The sequence below is a fragment of the Helicobacter sp. 11S02596-1 genome (genome assembly GCF_002272825.1).
Taxonomy (GTDB): domain Bacteria; phylum Campylobacterota; class Campylobacteria; order Campylobacterales; family Helicobacteraceae; genus Helicobacter_J.
This window is the reverse complement of the sequence record NZ_MLAM01000001.1, coordinates 67,662-87,510: the sequence shown is the minus strand read 5'-3', so window position 1 is coordinate 87,510 and position 19,849 is coordinate 67,662. Positions and strand designations below refer to the sequence as shown.

Genomic DNA, 19,849 nt, shown 5'->3' with positions numbered 1-19,849 from the left:
TTCCTAGCTTATAGGTCAGTAGCTCCAATGGTAGAGCGTCGGTCTCCAAAACCGAGTGTTGGGGGTTCGAGTCCCTCCTGGCCTGCCATTTTTAAATCGGGGCATAATTTAGAAGTGAGATTTTATGAAAAAAATATTCGTATATTATCGATTAGCTAAAGAAGAATTATCAAAAGTAATTTTCCCAACCAAAGAACAGATAAGAAATGCTTCTATATCTGTTGTTGTAGTTGTAACGATTATTACTTTATTTTTAGCATTGGTTGATCTTATTTTGTCTGCTTCTGTATCTAGTATTCTGTAATAGGAGATTTTATGTCATTGGATTGGTATGCTATACAGACTTATTCGGGTAGCGAGCAGGCTGTCAAAAGGGCAATTGAGAATCTTGTCAAAGAAAACAACATTGGTGATCGGTTAAAAGAGATTGTAGTTCCTACAGAGGATATTATTGAGGTTTCCAAAAAGAGCAAAAATAAAGTAACCGAGCAAAGCTTATACCCGGGTTATGTTTTTATCAAGGTTGATTTAGATACCGCTCTTTGGCATATGATACAGTCTCTCCCTAAGGTTGGTAGGTTTATTGGTGAAAGTAAAAAGCCCACACCACTGAGTGAGGCTGATATTAATCATATTCTTGAAAAAGTCAAGAATCGTGCTGCACCCAAGCCAAAGATCTCGTTTGATCCCGGAGAAGTTGTCCGAATCGTGGAAGGTCCTTTTGCGAATTTTACAGCAACGGTTGAGGAATATGATATTGAACATAGAAAATTAAAACTAAATGTTTCTATTTTTGGTAGAAATACTCCGATAGAAATACTATATTCACAAGTAGAAAAAATAGTATGATTGAAAAATATCTTTTAAGGAAGTAATATGGCAAAAAAAATTGTTGGCGAACTTAAATTGCAAATTCCTGCCGGTAAGGCAAACCCTTCTCCACCTGTTGGACCTGCTTTGGGGCAAAGGGGTGTGAATATTATGGAATTTTGTAAGGCTTTCAATGAGAAAACAAAGGATATGGGTAATTTTAATATCCCTGTGGTGATTACGATCTATCAAGATAAAAGTTTTACATTCATCACAAAAAAACCTCCCGTTACAGATTTGATCAAAAAAGCTGCGGGTATTACGAAAGGTTCTGATAATCCGTTAAAAAACAAAATCGCTAAACTTACCCAAAAACAGGTTGAAGAAATAGCGACCCTTAAGATGGAAGATTTAAACGCAAATACACTTGATGCTGCTAGAAATATCATCGCTGGTAGCGCAAGAAGTATGGGCGTAGAAGTCGTTGATTAGTTAAATATAATATGATGGAGTTTATGGTATGGAAAAAAAGGTAGCCAAAAGATTACAAGGTTTGCTTTCAAAAGTTGATAGCGATCGTATATATGACATAAGCAGTGGAGTCCGCACTGTCAAATCGTTAGCATCTGCTAAGTTTGATGAGACGGTAGAGGTGGCTCTTAGGCTTGGCGTAGACCCAAGACATGCCGATCAGATGATAAGGGGTGCTGTTGTATTGCCTCACGGGACAGGTAAAAAAGTCAGGGTTGCTGTTTTTGCGAAGGGTATCAAAGCTGATGAGGCGAAAAGTGCCGGAGCAGATGTGGTTGGGGATGAAGATTTGGCAGAAGAAATCAAAAATGGCAATTTAAATTTTGATATGGTTATTGCAACCCCTGATATGATGGCTCTTGTTGGTAAAGTTGGTCGGATATTGGGACCCAAAGGGTTGATGCCAAATCCCAAAACAGGAACCGTAACAATGGATATCGCCAAAGCGGTTACAAATGCCAAAAGTGGTCAGGTTAATTTCAGGGTCGATAAAAAAGGCAATATTCACGCTCCAATCGGGAAAGCAAGCTTTGCAGAAGAAAAAATTAAAGAAAATATGTTGGAGCTTTTGCGAACGGTCAATCGCTTGAAGCCTGCAAGTGCCAAAGGAAAATATATTCGTGGTGGCATTTTGTCATTGACGATGTCCCCATCAGTTAAATTAGATTCTCAAGAATTAATGGACGTTAAATAAAAATTAGATATTTGATTTTATCTTTAGACTCAAGATCACAAGGGCATTTTGCTTAATTTGTTGAAACTCCTTGTCGAAGTCTAGTCTAGAAAGGAGGAAAGAATGACCAAAACTCAAAAAAATCAAATGGTTGCCTATCTGACATCAGAGTTTGCCAATACGTCTGCGTTGATTGTCTGTGATTACAAAGGTCTCGCCGTTAGAAATCTAGAAGCACTCAGAAGTTCTGCTAGAAGCTTGGATATCAAGGTTCAGGTAGTCAAGAATACATTGGCAAAAATCTCTATGCAAAATGCGGAGTATCCTGATTTGGATTTAAAAGATACCAATATTTTCATTTGGGGACAAGATCAGATCGCATTGTCGAAGTTGGTTGCTAAATTTGCACAAGACAATAAAGACAAATTTGTGCCTAAAGTTGGATGTTTTGACAAAGAAAAAGTCGATGCCGACCATATTATTGCAGTTTCGAAGTTGCCAAGCAAAGAAGAACTTATTGGAATGCTTTTGTCTGTTTGGACAGCGCCAGCGAGATATTTTGTTACCGGATTGGATAATCTTAAAAAACAAAAAGAACAAGAATAAAAATTAAGGAGGCCATTATGGCAATCACAAAAGAAGAAATTTTAGATTACATTGGGAATTTGTCAGTTCTTGAACTCTCAGAACTTGTAAAAGCTTTTGAAGAAAAATTTGGTGTAAGCGCTGCTCCAACCGTTGTTGCTGGAGCTGTTGCTGCCGGCGGTGTTGCAGCGGTTGAAGAAAAAACTGAATTTAATGTTGTTTTGCTTGATAGTGGTGCGAATAAAATCAATGTCATCAAAGCAGTCCGAGAAATCACAGGTCTTGGCTTGAAAGAAGCCAAAGAAGCTACTGAAAACACACCCCATACGCTAAAAGAAGGCATCAATAAAGAAGATGCTGAGGCTTTCAAGAAAAAACTTGAGGAAGCTGGTGCTAAGGTTGAAGTTAAGTAACTTGAATAAAATTGCATTCAAACACCCAAAAAACAGGCAATTCTGTTTTTTGGGTTATTGTAATTTATAGACACTCTAAATAATCTTAAATTGGATTCCCAAATTGAGCTTATTTGGAGTGTTTGACTCTTCAAAATTCCACTGAACGAAGGTTTAAAAATATGCCAACGAAAGTTAAAACAAAAAATAGATTACGAATAGATTTTACAAAGTTGCCCCAAAGTTTGGAAGTGCCAAATTTATTGTTGTTGCAACGGGATAGTTATGATTCTTTTTTATCTCCAAAAGGCGATAAAGAAAGTGGAATAGAAAAAGTTTTCAAGTCTATTTTTCCGATTCAAGATGCTCAAAATAGAATTACTCTCGAATATGCAGGGTGCGAATTTGGAAAGCCTAAATATACGATTCGTGAGGCAATGGAGAGGGGCATTACTTATGCTATCCCATTGAAAATAAAAATCAGGCTTATTTTGTGGGATAAGGATGAAAAAGGTGAAAAAATTGGGATGAAAGACATCAAGGAACAGAGTATTTTTATTCGAGAGATTCCTTTGATGACCGATCGAACTTCTTTTATTATCAACGGCGTTGAACGCGTTGTTGTTAATCAGTTGCACCGAAGCCCAGGGGTTATTTTCAAAGAAGAAGAATCAGCAACGTCTTTTAACAAACTCATTTATACCGGTCAGATTATCCCTGATAGAGGTTCGTGGCTGTATTTTGAATATGACGCAAAAGATACATTATTTGTGCGGATCAATAAACGTAGAAAAGTCCCCGTAACGATTTTGTTCCGTGCGATGGGATACAGCAAACAAGATATTATCAAAATGTTTTATCCTTTATTGAAAGTTCGATCTGAAAAAGGTAAATATTTGATACCTTTTAATGCCAGCGATTTTGATGGCAGGATTGAATTTGATATTAAAAATCCTGATGGTGAAGTTGTAATCCCTGCTGGAAAGAGACTGACTGCCAAAAAAGCCAAAGAGCTTCAAGAAAAAGGCTTGCAATGGATAGAATACCCGACCGAAGTTTTGCTCAATCGTCATTTAGCAGAGCCTATTATCGACAAGAAGACTGGAGAGGTGATTTTTGATACACTTACCCAGATTGATGAAAGTAAGCTAAAAAAATTCTCAGAAATTAAGGTCAAAGATTTTGTAATCGCCAATGATTTGGCATTAGGTTATGATGCTTCGATTATCCATTCATTTGTTGCCGATGCGGAATCATTGCGACTTTTGAAGCAGACTGAAAAGATTGATGATGAAAATGATTTGGCTGCTATCAGGATTTATAAGGTAATGCGCCCTGGTGAGCCTGTAACAAAAGAGGTAGCCAAGCAATTTGTCAAACAATTGTTTTTTGAGCCTGAAAGATATGATTTGACCCGAGTGGGTAGAATGAAAATGAATCATAAGCTTGGCTTGAGTGTGCCTGATTATGTAACAGTGCTAACGCACGAAGATGTCATTGAGACCGTGAAATATTTGGTAAAAGTCAAAAACGGGCAAGGTAGGATTGATGATCGTGATCACTTGGGTAATCGAAGAATCCGTGCTATTGGCGAGCTTCTAGCAAATGAGTTGCACACCGGGCTTGTTAAAATGCAAAAAGCCATCAGGGACAAGCTCACCACAATGAGCGGGGCTTTTGAAACAATTATGCCCCACGATTTGATCAATTCCAAAATGATCACAAGCACGATTATGGAATTTTTTACCGGTGGCCAGCTTTCGCAATTTATGGATCAAACCAACCCGCTTTCTGAAGTTACACACAAAAGAAGGCTTTCTGCTTTGGGCGAGGGTGGCTTGGTAAAAGAAAGAGTTGGGTTTGAAGCACGGGATGTCCATCCTACCCATTACGGCAGGATTTGCCCGATAGAGACCCCAGAAGGGCAAAATATCGGTCTTATCAATACATTATCCACCTTTACACGAGTCAATGATCTTGGCTTTATCGAAGCCCCTTATAAAAAGGTCGTGAATGGAAAAGTAACCGATGAAATCGTTTATCTGACTGCTACCCAAGAAGATGGGCATATCATCGCACCAGCGAGCACCAAGCTCAATGATAAAGGTGCGATTATTGAAGATTTGATCGAAACGAGGGTTGGCGGGGAGATTATGCTTAATGAAAAAAATAAAGTTACGCTTATCGACCTTAGCCCGAGAATGCTTGTGGGCGTTGCTGCGTCATTGATCCCATTTTTGGAACACGATGATGCTAACCGCGCATTGATGGGTTCGAATATGCAACGCCAAGCTGTGCCGTTATTGAAACCAGATGCGCCCATTGTGGGGACTGGGATCGAGGGGATCATCGCTAGGGATTCTTGGGAGGCTATCAAGGCGATCAGACCCGGTATTGTCGAAAAAGTCGATGCCAAAAATATTTATATTTTAGGCGAAGATGAAAATGGTGCTTATATCGATACGTATTCGTTGCAAAAAAATCTCCGCACCAATCAAAATACAAGCTTTACCCAAAAACCCATCGTGATGACAGGTGATGTTGTCCAAAAAGACCAGATTATCGCAGATGGTCCGAGTATGGATAATGGCGAGCTTGCCCTTGGCAAGAATATCCGTGTGGCGTTTATGCCTTGGAATGGATACAATTTTGAAGATGCGATTGTTGTGAGCGAAAAGGTGATCCGAGAGGATGCTTTCACCTCGATTCACATTTATGAAAAAGAAATTGAAGCCAGAGAGCTTAAGCACGGGGTTGAAGAAATCACATCGGATATTCCTAACGTGAGGGAAGAAGAAATCGCTCATCTTGATGATAGCGGGATTGTCAAAATCGGGACTTATGTGAGCGGGGGAATGATACTTGTAGGCAAGGTTTCTCCCAAAGGTGAAGTCAAGCCTACCCCAGAGGAACGGCTTTTGCGGGCTATTTTTGGAGAAAAAGCAGGTCACGTTGTGAATAAATCGCTTTATTGCCCGCCGTCCTTAGAGGGGACCGTTGTGGGTGTGAAGATTTTCACAAAAAAAGGCTATGAGAAAGATTCACGGGCGATCAGTGCTTATGAAGAAGAAAAATCCATATTGGATATTGAACATCACGATCGTTTGACAATGCTTAACAAAGAAGAAATGTTGCGAATTGGCTTGATGCTTTCAAAAGAAAAACTCAACGCTGATGCTGTTGTGAGCGAAAAGAAATACAAAAAGGGCGAAATGATTCCAAAAGAGCAAATCGCTAACATCAATCGTTTTGCCCTTAATACCTTGATAAAAAGTTATTCAAAAGCCGTGCAGGGCAAATACGAGCAAATCAAGACCAATTTCTTGGAGCAAAAAAAGACACTCGGAGAAGAACACGAAGAAAAGCTTTCGATTTTAGAGAAAGATGATATTTTGCCTAGCGGGGTGGTTAAGCAGGTCAAGATCTATATCGCTACAAAGAGAAAGCTAAAAGTTGGGGATAAAATGGCTGGAAGACACGGGAATAAGGGTATTGTATCTAATATTGTCCCTGATGTCGATATGCCCTATACTGCCGATGGCGAGCCGGTGGATATTGTGTTGAATCCTCTAGGTGTGCCTAGCCGTATGAATATCGGGCAAATCCTAGAAGTGCATTTGGGTCTGGTGGGCAAAGAATTTGGTAATCAGATTGCGCTTTTGCTTGAGAAACAAACCGGGGCTTTTATCAAAAATCTACGAGCCAAGATGCTTGAAATTGCTGAAGTTGTCAATCAAAACGAACCCCAAATTATCGATGTCCTCAAGCAATGTAGCGATGAGGAATTATTAGGTTATGCCCAAGATTGGAGCAAGGGGGTTAAGTTTGCTATCCCTGTATTTGAGGGCATTTCTCAAGAAAAATTCAATAAGCTTTTTGAGATGGCAAAAATCTCAATGGATGGCAAAACCGATCTTTACGATGGCAAAACGGGTGAAAAAATGCGCGAGCGCGTGAATGTGGGCTATATGTATATGCTTAAGCTCCATCACCTCGTGGATGAAAAAGTCCACGCTAGAAGCACAGGACCTTATTCGCTTGTTACCCAGCAACCTGTTGGCGGGAAAGCACTCTTTGGGGGTCAGAGATTTGGAGAAATGGAGGTTTGGGCGCTTGAGGCCTATGGGGCAGCCCATACCCTTAAAGAAATGCTAACGGTCAAGTCCGATGACATCAAAGGCAGGGAGAATGCCTATCGTGCTATCACCAAAGGCGAACACGTTGGGGAATCAGAAATCCCTGAGACATTTTATGTTTTGACAAAAGAACTCCAGTCTTTGGCATTAGATGTCAATATTTTTGGGGATGATGTCGATGAGGATGGCAATCCTAAGCCAATTGTGGTCAAAGAAGAGGAGCGTCCAAAAGATTTCAATTCGTTTCAATTGGTTTTAGCCAGTCCAGAAAGAATCCATTCTTGGAGTCACGGGGAGGTTAAAAAACCTGAAACTATCAACTATCGAACACTCAAACCCGAACGAGATGGCTTATTTTGCACCAAGATTTTTGGTCCTGTGCGGGATTATGAATGCTTGTGCGGGAAATACAAAAAACCTCGCTACAAAGGCATTATTTGTGAAAAATGCGGGGTGGAAGTTACGAGTTCAAAAGTCAGGCGTTCGCGGATGGGGCATATCGAGCTTGTAACGCCGGTGGCACACATTTGGTATGTTAGCTCTTTGCCTAGTCGTATCGGCACATTGCTTGGCGTGAAGATGAAAGATCTCGAACGCGTGTTGTATTATGAAGCTTATATTGTTAAGGAGCCTGGAGAGGCATTTTATGATAATGAATCCACAAAACCCGTGATGAAATATGATGTTTTGAATGAAGAGCAATACCAAAATATCCACCAGCGATTTGAAGAGACAGGTTTTGTTGCCCAGATGGGTGGCGAGGCGGTAAAAGAGTTGCTTGAGCAGCTTGATTTGACAATTTTGCTTCAAAATCTCCGAGAAGAAGTCAAAGCTACCAACTCTGAAGCAAAAAAGAAAACCATTATCAAGCGCCTAAAAGTCGTAGAAAGCTTTTTAAATTCTGGGAATCGCCCCGAGTGGATGATGCTTACCGTGTTGCCTGTGTTGCCCCCTGATTTGAGACCTTTGGTTGCGCTTGATGGCGGGAAATTTGCTGTCAGTGATGTCAATGATTTGTATCGTCGGGTTATCAATAGAAACCAGCGCCTCAAGCGATTGATGGAGCTTGATGCGCCCGAAATCATCGTCAGGAATGAAAAAAGGATGCTGCAAGAGGCTGTGGATGCGCTCTTTGATAATGGCAGGAATGCCAATGCGGTCAAAGGGGCAAACAAACGTCCTTTGAAATCGCTTTCTGAAATCATCAAAGGAAAGCAAGGGCGCTTCAGACAAAATCTCCTTGGAAAGCGGGTGGATTTCTCTGGAAGGAGCGTCATTGTCGTTGGGCCTAATTTGCGAATGGATGAATGCGGGTTGCCAAAAAATATGGCACTAGAACTTTTCAAGCCCCATCTACTAGCGAAGCTCGAAGAAAAAGGCTATGCAACAACGCTCAAGCAAGCCAAAAAGATGATCGAACAAAAAACCAATGAAGTTTGGGAATGTTTGCAATCCATCGTAGCGGGCTATCCTGTGTTGCTTAATCGTGCACCTACGCTCCATAAGCAGTCTATACAGGCATTCCATCCCAAGCTTATTGATGGCAAGGCGATCCAATTGCACCCGCTGGTTTGTTCGGCTTTCAATGCCGACTTTGATGGCGATCAGATGGCAGTGCACGTGCCTTTGTCTCAAGAAGCCATCACAGAATGCAAGGTATTGATGCTAAGCTCGATGAATATCTTGCTCCCTGCGAGTGGTAAGGCAGTAGCTGTGCCAAGCCAAGATATGGTTTTGGGCTTATATTATCTTTCTTTGGAGCGATCGGGCGTAAAGGGCGAACACAAGTTGTTTGGGAATATCGATGAGATTATGATTGCCCTTGATGCAGCAGAACTTGATATTAATGCCAAGATTCGAACCGTCATTGATCGTAGAGTGCTTCATACCACAGCGGGTCGATTGATTCTCAAATCCAGCTTGCCTGATTTTGTTCCGACTGCTTTGTGGAATCGTGTGATGAAGAAAAAAGACATCAGCGCATTGATTGATTATGTTTATAAAGAAGGTGGCATTGGTATCACAGCGACGTTTTTGGATAACCTCAAGAGTCTGGGCTTCAAATATGCCACAAAAGCGGGGATTTCGATTTCAGCTGCTGATATTATTGTCCCGGATGACAAGGAAAAAGTTGTCAATGTAGCCAAAAACGAAGTCAAAAAAATCCAAGCCCAATATGATCAGGGATTATTGACCGAACAAGAGAGATATAACAAAATCATCGATATTTGGACAGATACCAACAATAAAATGGGCAAGCAGATGATGGCATTGGTCGAAGCGGACAAGGGCGGGTTCAACTCGATTTATATGATGGCAGATTCTGGTGCGAGGGGTTCGGTTGCACAGATTAGGCAGTTGTCGGCAATGCGGGGTCTGATGGCGAAGCCTGATGGCACGATCATTGAAACCCCGATTATTTCAAACTTCAAAGAGGGCTTGAATGTATTGGAGTATTTCAACTCCACTCACGGGGCGAGAAAAGGTCTAGCAGATACCGCACTCAAAACAGCGAATGCGGGTTATTTGACAAGAAAGCTTATTGATGTTTCTCAAAATGTCAAAGTTGTGATGGAAGATTGCGGGACTCACGAGGGTATTGAGATTACAGATATTACCGTCGGTAGCGAATTGATCGAACCTTTGGAGGAGAGGATTTTTGGAAGGGTGCTAGCTGAAGATGTCATCGATCCTATCACCAATGAAATCCTTTTGAGTGCTGGCACGCTCATCAATGAAGAAAAGGCTAAAAAGATTACCGAAGCAGGCGTAAAATCCGTCATCATCAGGACACCGGTTACCTGCAAGGCCCAAAAGGGTGTTTGTGCGAAATGCTACGGATTGAACTTGGGTGAGGGCAAAATGTCTAAACCCGGCGAAGCTGTCGGCGTGGTCGCTGCCCAATCAATCGGTGAGCCAGGCACGCAGCTCACATTGCGGACATTCCACGTTGGTGGGACAGCTTCTAGAGGTCAAGAGGAGCGCGAGATCTTGGCTGAAAAAGAGGGCTTTATTAGGTATTATAATCTCAAGACCTACAAAAATAAAGAGGGAAAAAATATCGTTGCCAACCGAAGAAATGCCGCAATTTTGGTTGTTGAACCCAAGATAAAAGCCCCATTTGATGGGGTGCTCAAGATTGATAGCGCCCACGATGAGACGATTGTAAGTATCAGCAATGCCAAACAAGAGGCTAAATTTGTCCTCAGAAAGGGTGATGTTGCAAAACCCAACGAACTCGCTGGGGTGAGTGGTAAAATCGAAGGAAAAATCTATCTCCCTTATGGGACAGGACATCGTGTCAAAGCAGGTGGCAGTATCGTTGATATTATCAAAGATGGCTGGAATATCCCCAATCGTATCCCGTATGCGAGTGAGGTTATTGTCGATGACAATGCCCCGATCGCCGAGAAAATCTATGCCAAAGAAAAAGGCGTGGTGAAATATTATGTTTTAGAAGCTGATCATTTGCAAAGGACTAGAGACATCAAAGCCGGCGATATTGTCAAAGAAAAGGGTATTTTTGCGGTGGTTGCTGATGAGAATGATAGAGAGGCGATCCGACATTATCTAGCAAGAAATTCAAAGATTTTGGTTGGGGATAATCATCAGGTCGAACCCAAAACATTGATCGCCCAGCCAGATACGGATATCAAAAACGTGATCGCTGTTTGGGATCCTTATAACAATCCTATCATCGCAGACAAGGCGGGTGTTGTTACGTTTGAAGATGTGATCCCAAGCGTTACGGTAGCTGAAAAAGAAGATGAAAACACCGGTATTACCAATCTTGTCGTGAATGAATATATCCCAGCAGGCTATAAGCCTAGTATTTTGATTGATACAGGGGCAGGAGAAATCTTGCGCTATGCTCTTGAACCGAAAACCTCGATTTCTGTGTTAGAAGGGGCAAAAGTAGAAGTTGCTGATATTTTGGCAAAAACGCCAAAAGCGACAGTCAAATCCCGAGACATCACGGGGGGTCTTCCTAGAGTTTCTGAACTTTTTGAAGCTAGAAAACCAAAAGATATTGCGATACTTTCTGAAATCGATGGTATTGTGAGCTTTGGCAAACCCATTAGGAACAAGGAGAGGATTATTGTTACCTCCGATGATGGCAGGAGTGCGGAATATCTTGTGGATAAAAACAAGCAGATTTTGGTGCATACCGATGAATTTGTGCACGCTGGCGAAGCGATGACAGAGGGTGTGACATCAAGCCACGATATTTTGAGGATCAGTGGTGAGAAAGAATTGCATAAATACATCGTGAGCGAGGTCCAGCAGGTCTATCGAAGACAAGGCGTAAGTATTGCTGATAAACATATAGAAATCATTGTTTCTCAGATGTTACGCCAGGTAAAAATTGTCGATAGTGGCAATACCAAGTTTATTGAGGGCGATTTGGTAAGCAAGAGACATTTCAAGGAAGAAAATGAAAAAACCATCCGATTAGGTGGGGAGCCTGCTATTGCTGAGCCGATTTTGTTGGGTATCACCCGAGCAGCAATCGGTAGTGATAGTATCATCTCTGCAGCTTCTTTCCAAGAGACGACAAAGGTTTTGACCGAGGCGAGTATCGCAGCGAAAAAAGACTTCTTGGAAGATCTCAAAGAAAATGTTGTCTTAGGGAGGATGATTCCTGTCGGGACAGGGCTTTATAAGAACAAGAAATTTGTTGTCAAAACAGATACGCAAGATTGATTCTTGTCTATCTCTAAGATAAATAAAAGATTTTTTGGTGTAAAATTAGACCATTTTTAATTTAAATTTTAGAAAAAGGAATTCAATAGTGCCAACCATCAATCAGTTAGTCAGAAAAGAGAGAAAAAAGGTTATCAAGAAAACAAAGTCTCCTGCTTTGTTGGAGTGTCCTCAGAGGAGAGGTGTTTGCACACGTGTTTATACCACAACACCAAAGAAGCCTAACTCGGCATTAAGAAAAGTCGCAAAAGTGCGTCTTACAAGCAAAGTCGAAGTCATTAGTTATATTCCAGGAGAAGGTCATAATCTCCAAGAACACTCTATCGTGTTGGTTAGAGGTGGCAGGGTAAAAGACTTACCGGGTGTGAAATACCATATCGTTAGGGGTGCCTTAGATACCGCAGGGGTTGCAAAAAGGACGGTTTCTCGAAGCAAGTATGGCGCCAAAAAAGCCAAAGCTGGCTCTGATAAAAAATAAGGAAAGACACGATGAGAAGAAGAAAAGCTCCGGTAAGAGAGATTTTGGGTGATCCAATCTATAACAATAAAGTCGTTACCAAGTTTATCAACAAAATGATGTATGATGGCAAAAAAAGCATTGCAGAAAAAATCATTTACGCTGCTTTTGGCAAGATAGAAGAAAAGAGCGGGGAAAAAGGGATTGAAATCTTTGAAAAAGCCCTTGATAAAGTCAAGCCTTTGGTTGAAGTCAGGAGTCGGAGGGTAGGCGGGGCTACTTATCAAGTCCCTGTGGAGGTCAGACCTGTGCGACAGCAATCTTTATCGATTCGTTGGATACTTGAAGCCACAAGAAAAAGAAATGAAAGAACAATGATTGATCGTTTGGCAAACGAATTGATAGATGCTGCAAATGATAAGGGTGCAGCATTTAAGAAAAAGGAAGATGTGCATAAGATGGCGGAAGCTAATAAAGCTTTTGCACATTATCGATGGTAATTTGGGCGAGATTTTCGCTCTCTTCTTTTATCCTTCAGCACAAACTGAAATAGATATAAAACTTTTGACATAAGGAAACAAATGGCACGAAAAACACCATTAGACAGGATCAGAAATATCGGAATCGCTGCTCATATTGATGCGGGGAAAACAACCACATCAGAGAGGATACTTTTCTATACAGGCGTTAGCCACAAAATAGGCGAGGTTCACGATGGTGCTGCAACAATGGACTGGATGGAACAAGAAAAAGAACGAGGGATTACGATCACTTCTGCAGCTACGACTTGTTTTTGGAAAGACCATCAAATCAATCTCATCGACACTCCCGGACACGTGGATTTTACTATAGAAGTTGAAAGATCGATGCGGGTTTTGGACGGGGCGGTTGCTGTATTTTGTTCTGTAGGTGGTGTCCAGCCTCAAAGCGAAACCGTTTGGAGACAGGCCAATAAATATGGTGTTCCCAGAATGGTATTTGTAAATAAAATGGACAGGATTGGGGCAAATTTTTATAATGTTGAGTCTCAAATCAGTCAAAGACTCAAAGCCAACCCTATCCCTATCAATATCCCCATAGGTGCGGAAGACACGTTTAAAGGTGTTATTGATTTGGTTGAGATGAAAGCGATCGTTTGGAATAATGAAGCGATGGGCGCTCAATATGATGTGGAGGAAATCCCAGCAGATTTGATGGAGAAAGCCAAAGAATACCGAGAAAAGTTGCTTGAAGCCGCTGCTGAGCAGGATGAAGCATTGATGGAAAAATATTTGAGTGGGGAAGAGCTTAGCGTTGCTGAAATCAAAAAAGGTATCAAGATCGGTTGCCATAATATGAGCTTGATCCCAATGTTATGTGGATCATCTTTCAAGAATAAAGGCGTCCAGACATTGCTTGATGCGGTTGTGGATTTTCTGCCTGCTCCGACTGAAGTTGTTGATATTAAAGGGATTGATCCAAAAACCGAAGAAGAGATCCACGTCCAATCAACCGATAATGGCGAGTTTGCCGGGCTTGCGTTTAAGATTATGACCGACCCTTTTGTTGGCCAACTCACTTTTGTGCGTGTTTATCGTGGGATGCTTGAATCAGGTAGCTATGTTCTCAATTCTACAAAAGGCAAAAAAGAGCGTGTGGGGCGACTTTTGAAAATGCACTCGAATAAGCGCGAAGATATTAAAGAGGTTTATGCGGGTGAAATTTGTGCTTTTGTAGGCTTGAAAGAAACCTTGACAGGTGATACGCTTTGTGATGAAAAAGCCCCAGTTATTCTTGAGAGAATGGAGTTTCCAGAGCCAGTCATTCATATTGCTGTGGAGCCAAAAACCAAGGCAGATCAAGAAAAAATGGGCGTTGCTTTGGGTAAGTTGGCTGAAGAAGATCCAAGTTTTAGGGTCAGCACCCAAGAAGAAACCGGTCAAACACTTATCGGTGGTATGGGTGAATTGCACTTGGAGATCATTGTCGATCGCTTGAAGAGAGAATTTAAAGTCGAAGCTGAAATCGGGCAACCTCAAGTTGCTTTTAGAGAAACCATCAGGGCTTCTGTCAATAAAGAGTGCAAATATGCTAAGCAGTCTGGGGGTAGGGGGCAATATGGTCACGTATTTATCAAGCTAGAACCCAAAGAGCCCGGCAGTGGCTATGAATTTGTGAATCAAATTTCAGGTGGTGTTATCCCCAAAGAATATATCCCTGCGGTGGATAAGGGGATTCAAGAAGCAATGCAAAGCGGTGTTTTGGCAGGTTATCCCGTAGTGGATTTTAAAGTAACGCTTTATGATGGTAGTTATCACGATGTGGATTCTTCGGAGATGGCATTCAAGATTGCTGGTTCGATGGCATTTAAAGATGCCTGCAGGGCTGCTAATCCTGTGTTGCTTGAACCAATGATGAAAGTTGAAGTCGAAGTCCCTGAAGAATATATGGGTGATGTCATTGGTGATTTGAATCGTAGGCGCGGGCAAATCAATTCGATGGATGATCGGATGGGGCTTAAGATCGTGAATGCTTTTGTTCCCCTTGCTGAAATGTTTGGTTATTCTACCGACCTGCGTTCTGCGACACAGGGTAGGGGGACTTATTCGATGGAGTTTGACCATTATGGAGAGGTTCCTGGAAATATTGCTAAGGAAATCGTGGAGAAGCGAAAAGGCTAATCCCTTTTTCTAGCAATTCTCGCTCTTTTGTTTTTTAACTTCTTTTTCAAAAATATTTTTCTTCAATAAAATATTCCTTATCAAAACTAGCTAAAAATAATTAGTTATATTTTAACCGCTCAAATTAACGCTAAATATAATATTATTATGTAATTTTTTATTTATAAAATATAAAAATTTATAGATAAAAAATAAATATTATTAAATTAGGAAAAAAGTTATGCCATTAATGATATCAATAGTTTTTTCTTTTGTTATTTTTTGTATTGAAACCTCTGCGGTAATGGTCGCTCCAATGGAATTTGATTTGGCACATTATTTTGGGGTTGGTATTTCTGAAATTGGTTATTTGGTGTCTATCTTTGCAGTATCTGCTTCGATCTGTGGTGTTGTTTTTAGTTTAGTGTTATTTAAATTTTCAAAGAAAAAAGTTTTGCTTTGGATGATTTTTGTCTTTTTGGTGGGTAATATTCTCACTGGTTTCGCCCAAACTTATGCAATGATAGCAATCGGGCGTTTTATTTCTGGCTCTAGTTTTGTTATCATTATTGGCTTTGCCTTGAATATTGCGATGGGTTTGACTTCAGAAGAAAACCACGGAAAAATCGCCTCGATCATTCTTGCAGGGTTTTTGTTTGCCCCTGCTTTTGGGATTCCTTTGGTTAGCTTTGCATCCCATTTTTTGGAGTGGCGTTATTTGTTCCATTTGGTCTCGCTCATCTTGGTGGTATCGTTTGTTTTTGTTGCTTGGAAAGTTCCAGCTACTCAAGCCATTGAAGCGAGCTTCAAGAATGAATTTGTTTCATTTGGGCGTGTTACTCTTTGGATGGGGTATCTCACGATAGCCTTACTCACTGCTTCGGTCTTTGCGGCTTATTCTTATCTTGTCCCTATTTATGAAAATATTTCTCATATCCCTGCGAGCTATATGCCGATTCTTTTTTTCTTGTATGGCGTGTGTATGGTGGTGGGAAATTTTATTGTCGGACGCCTTGCCCACCAACACGTTATAAGCATTCAGGTGATTGGATTTATCTGTCTTGCTTGTGTGTTTGTGGTTTTTGCTCTCTGGGCTGATTCGCAAATATTTGCTTTTGTTTGCACGATGGGGATGGGGCTTTTTGGTTTGGCGCTCAATCCCGCTATGGTTACAAGGATCGTGCGTTCTTCAAACAATTCTGCTTTTGTCAATGTTTTTATGGCAGTGGTTGCCAATGGGGGCATTACGCTGGGGAGCTATCTGGGAGGCTTGGCACTTCAAAAAGGATTTTCTGCTGTCTCGCCTTTGCAGATAGCATCTTTTCTTGCACTGATGGGATTTCTTAGCGTTTTGCCCTATCTAAAAGAGAGATTTTGAAGTCTGTTAGGGCGTTTAATTTTTTGGGGCAACGATTGCCCCCGTTTTTTTATCATCTTTTTATCATCAGAGCCACGCACCCTAAGTTGCACTAAGCATTTTTGCCTTGAGCGATAGCAATGATTTCTTTGACGATATTTGGATTTTCCAATGTGCTGGTGTCTTGCTTGATCGGTTCTCCTCTAGCGATATTCCTCAGCAAGCGACGCATTATCTTGCCACTGCGTGTTTTTGGAAGCCCGGGCACATAAAGGATATTGTTGATTTTGGCTATCGGTCCGATTTCTTCACGGATGAGGGCATTGAGCTCGGGCAAGAGACTCATATGCTGTTTGAGGTCGCAACTCGTGTTTGGGGTGGTAACAACAAACGCAAATAGCGATTCGCCCGTGATAGGATCAAGCGTGCTTACGATCGCAGACTCAGCAATGTCTTTGTGTTTAGCGATTGCCGATTCCACTTCAGCTGTCCCGATTCGATGCCCTGATACATTGATAACATCATCGGTTCTCCCGATGATGGTGATATAGCCCCTTTCATCATAAAAGGCCGCATCCCCGCTGAAATAGATAGGTTTCCCATCTTTGGATTTGACTTGAGAAAAATACCCCTCTGCATAGCGTTGTGGATTCCCCCAAACGCCCCGAATCATCGAGGGCCAAGGCTTGGTGATACACAAAAGTCCGGGTTCGCCGACATCTTTTTTATTCCCCTCTTCATCGAGGATTTCAGCCTGGATACCCGGCAAGGGGAGCGTCGCACAGCCGGGTTTCATCGGTGTGGCCCCAGGTAGCGGGGATATCATATGCCCGCCAGTTTCTGTTTGCCACCAGGTATCTACGACCGAGCATTTGCCCCGTCCGATTTTTTCATAAAACCATTTCCACGCACTTGGATCAATAGGTTCGCCCACCGTGCCGAGTATGCGGAGCGAAGAAAGATCATAATTATCAGGTTCATCAGGCGCATCTGCGTGGAGCATTCGGATGGCTGTGGGTGAGGTATAAAACTGATTCACACGATATTCTTCTATCATCTCCCACCATCTGGAATGATTGGGATATGTTGGGGTGCCCTCATACATAATCGTTGTCGCCCCGATAGCCAAAGGTCCATATACGATATAGGTATGCCCGGTAATCCAGCCAATATCCGCTGTGCACCAATAATTATCGCTTTCTTTGACATCAAAGACCCATTCCATTGTCATTTGCGCCCACAAAATATAGCCCGCACTGCTGTGTTGCACGCCCTTTGGCTTGCCTGTAGAGCCTGAGGTGTAGAGCAAGAATAATGGGTCTTCTGCATCCATTGGTTCGGGTTCGCATTGCGATGATTCTAGCGTAACGATTTCGTTATAAACATAATCCCTGCCTCGGATATATTCGATGGGTTCGTTATTGCGGATAACGATGAGGACTTTTTCTACGCTAGGGCATTGATTGTCTTCGAGTGCCTTATCTACGGCTGGTTTTAGCATATAGGGTCTGCCTCTCCTAAAAGCCCCATCAGCGGTGATGACAAGCTTGGCTTGGGTGTCATTGATACGATCCCGCAAGGCTTCTGGGCTAAACCCTCCAAAAACAACCGAATGGATCGCCCCAATACGCGCACACGCCAGCATCATAATAGCCGATTCAGGAATCATCGGCATATAGATAATGACACGATCGCCTTTTTTTATCCCGAAGCGATTTTTGAGTAGATTTGCTGTTTGATTTACCTCACGATACAGCCTGCGGTAGGTATAAACCTTGTAATCACCCATCTCCCCTTCAAAAATAATCGCTACTTTGTTTTTTCGCTTTTGGATATGGCGATCGACGCATTGGTAGCAAACATTGAGCTTCCCGCCGACAAACCATTGATAAAAAGGGGCTTTGCTCTCATCTAAGACTTGTTTGAATGGCTCTATCCAGCTGATTTTTTCTCTAGCGAGATTCCCCCAGTAGGCTTCATAGTCTTCTTCTGCATCCAAACACAAATCCTCGTATTCGCAAATATTTTTGATTCTGGATTGTTTGGATAATGCACGATTGGGTTTAAAAATTGTCTGCATCAATTCTAAGTCATTATTGATATTTTCCATCGTTTCTCCTTGTTGCAATAATGTTGGATTCGGTTGTTTATCCATCATAGTTGAAATTTCTTCAGAATCGCGAAAAAATGCGTAATTTTGAAAATTTTTTATTTTATTTTGTTTATTTTAGAAACATAGAGTTTTGGTTGGAAAATTTACATTTTTGTTTTTAAATTCACTACAAAAGTCGTTAAAATTCGTTATTAATTTTTTTGGAGAATACAATGTTTTGGGAACAGCATTTCAGCGAAGTTGCTAAAAATTCTCGCCCCTCACCGGTTCGCGAGATTATCAAGGTATTGAGCAATGAGGGGATGATTTCTCTTGCTGGGGGGATGCCTGCGCCTGAGGTTTTCCCTATTGATGAGTTTTATGAGGGCGTGGGGATTTTAAAAGAGCAGGGCAGGGATATTTTGCAATATTCTTTGACAGAGGGCGATAAAAATCTCAAGGCATTCCTTGCCTCTTGGAATGCTAAACGGCTTGGCAGGGAGGTGCGTGCAGAAGAAATGTTGCTTACTAGTGGCTCGCAACAAGCATTAGATCTTATCGCGTGGAGTATTTTAGATCCCGGTGATGTCGTGATCGCTGAAGACCCCACGTATCTGGCAGCGTTGAATGTGTTTTCTAACCATCAAGCCGAAGTGGTGAGTATCCCGATGGATAAGCAAGGGCTTCAGACAGATTTTCTCGAAAACAAGATTGAAGAACTCCTCAAAAGGGGTAAAAAAGTAAAGTTGATCTATACGATTGTGAATTTTCAAAACCCTGCGGGGGTTTGCCTGAGTGAGGCAAGACGTGCCAAGCTCGCTCAAATCGCCCAAAAATACGATATTGTCGTGCTTGAAGATGATCCTTACGGGTATTTGCGTTATGAGGGCGAGCATATCGCTTCGGTTTATTCGCTTTGCAATGAAAATGTCGTTTATGTCGGATCATTTTCCAAAATCCTCTCGCCTGCTGTGCGTATTGGCTGGGTTGTTGGGGATGAAAAGATTATCCGTGCGATGACGATTTTCAAGCAAAGTATTGATATTTGTTCTAGTGCGATCACCCAGAGCCTCACGTATGCGTATTGCCAAAAGGGGCATTTAGATACCCATCTATCCAAAATGCTCCGTATCTACAAGGCAAAAAGGGATAAAATGCAAGAATGTTTGGAGGCTTATCTATCGCCTTTGGGCGTGGTTTGGGAAAAGCCTTTGGGGGGCTTTTTCTTTTGGCTAGATTTCAAAAAACTTCGCATTGATACTAATGAGCTTGCACAAAAGGCTTTGGAAAATCAAGTCGCCATCATCCCTGCGACGCCGTTTTGTGTCGATCCAGCCAATGTAGCTCGATTTGCTCGGATCAATTTTTCTTATCCGGATGAAGCCACTATTAAAGAAGGTATCAAGCGGCTTGCCAAAACGATAGAGGCATATCAAAAATAAAATGATTTTTTGGAGGCAAGATTTGCATAAG

General features: G+C 41.7%; 13 protein-coding genes and 1 tRNA gene. 13 read left to right on the top strand and 1 reads right to left on the bottom strand.

Features of this window, described 5'->3' with window-relative positions; genetic code table 11:
- The first annotated feature begins 12 nt into the window (after positions 1–12).
- The 12 genes from BJI48_RS00385 to BJI48_RS00330 all read left to right on the top strand — a co-directional run bounded on the left by BJI48_RS00385 (position 13) and on the right by BJI48_RS00330 (position 16,305).
- Positions 13–88 (top strand) — tRNA-Trp (locus BJI48_RS00385).
- Positions 89–124: 36 nt separating this feature from the next.
- Positions 125–304, top strand: coding sequence for a preprotein translocase subunit SecE (gene secE, locus BJI48_RS00380; RefSeq protein WP_095297548.1), 180 nt, complete (start codon positions 125–127; stop codon positions 302–304).
- Positions 305–321: 17 nt separating this feature from the next.
- Entirely contained in the window at positions 322–849 is a 528-nt protein-coding gene (gene nusG, locus BJI48_RS00375; RefSeq protein WP_180763009.1) for a transcription termination/antitermination protein NusG, read from the top strand.
- A 27-nt stretch (positions 850–876) separates the two neighbouring features.
- On the top strand, positions 877–1,302 hold the full coding sequence (gene rplK / locus BJI48_RS00370; protein WP_095330664.1) for a 50S ribosomal protein L11: 426 nt from the start codon (positions 877–879) through the stop codon (positions 1,300–1,302).
- Positions 1,303–1,330: 28 nt separating this feature from the next.
- Positions 1,331–2,035: a 50S ribosomal protein L1 gene (gene rplA / locus BJI48_RS00365; protein WP_095330662.1), complete on the top strand. Its 705-nt coding sequence runs from the start codon at positions 1,331–1,333 to the stop codon at positions 2,033–2,035.
- 102 nt (positions 2,036–2,137) lie between these two features.
- Positions 2,138–2,620, top strand: coding sequence for a 50S ribosomal protein L10 (gene rplJ, locus BJI48_RS00360; RefSeq protein ID WP_095330660.1), 483 nt, complete (start codon positions 2,138–2,140; stop codon positions 2,618–2,620).
- 17 nt (positions 2,621–2,637) lie between these two features.
- The gene (gene rplL / locus BJI48_RS00355; RefSeq protein ID WP_095330657.1) at positions 2,638–3,012 is read left to right on the top strand and encodes a 50S ribosomal protein L7/L12; all 375 of its coding nucleotides are present in this window, start codon (positions 2,638–2,640) and stop codon (positions 3,010–3,012) included.
- A gap of 161 nt (positions 3,013–3,173) precedes the next feature.
- Positions 3,174–11,831, top strand: coding sequence for a DNA-directed RNA polymerase subunit beta/beta' (locus tag BJI48_RS00350; protein ID WP_095330654.1), 8,658 nt, complete (start codon positions 3,174–3,176; stop codon positions 11,829–11,831).
- Between the two features lie 88 nt (positions 11,832–11,919).
- Entirely contained in the window at positions 11,920–12,309 is a 390-nt protein-coding gene (gene rpsL, locus BJI48_RS00345; protein WP_095330650.1) for a 30S ribosomal protein S12, read from the top strand.
- An 11-nt stretch (positions 12,310–12,320) separates the two neighbouring features.
- Positions 12,321–12,788: a 30S ribosomal protein S7 gene (gene rpsG / locus BJI48_RS00340; protein ID WP_095330647.1), complete on the top strand. Its 468-nt coding sequence runs from the start codon at positions 12,321–12,323 to the stop codon at positions 12,786–12,788.
- Between the two features lie 81 nt (positions 12,789–12,869).
- Positions 12,870–14,948: an elongation factor G gene (gene fusA, locus BJI48_RS00335; protein ID WP_095330645.1), complete on the top strand. Its 2,079-nt coding sequence runs from the start codon at positions 12,870–12,872 to the stop codon at positions 14,946–14,948.
- Positions 14,949–15,168: 220 nt separating this feature from the next.
- Entirely contained in the window at positions 15,169–16,305 is a 1,137-nt protein-coding gene (locus tag BJI48_RS00330) for an MFS transporter (protein WP_095330643.1), read from the top strand.
- 91 nt (positions 16,306–16,396) lie between these two features.
- Here the strand turns inward: BJI48_RS00330 and acs are convergent, their stop codons facing one another.
- Entirely contained in the window at positions 16,397–18,394 is a 1,998-nt protein-coding gene (acs, locus tag BJI48_RS00325; RefSeq protein WP_095330641.1) for an acetate--CoA ligase, read from the bottom strand.
- Positions 18,395–18,609: 215 nt separating this feature from the next.
- On the opposite strand from acs, the gene BJI48_RS00320 reads away from it, so the two are divergent.
- A complete protein-coding gene (locus tag BJI48_RS00320) occupies positions 18,610–19,818 on the top strand; it encodes a PLP-dependent aminotransferase family protein (RefSeq protein WP_095330639.1) in 1,209 nt (402 codons plus the stop codon).
- Positions 19,819–19,849: the final 31 nt, after the last annotated feature.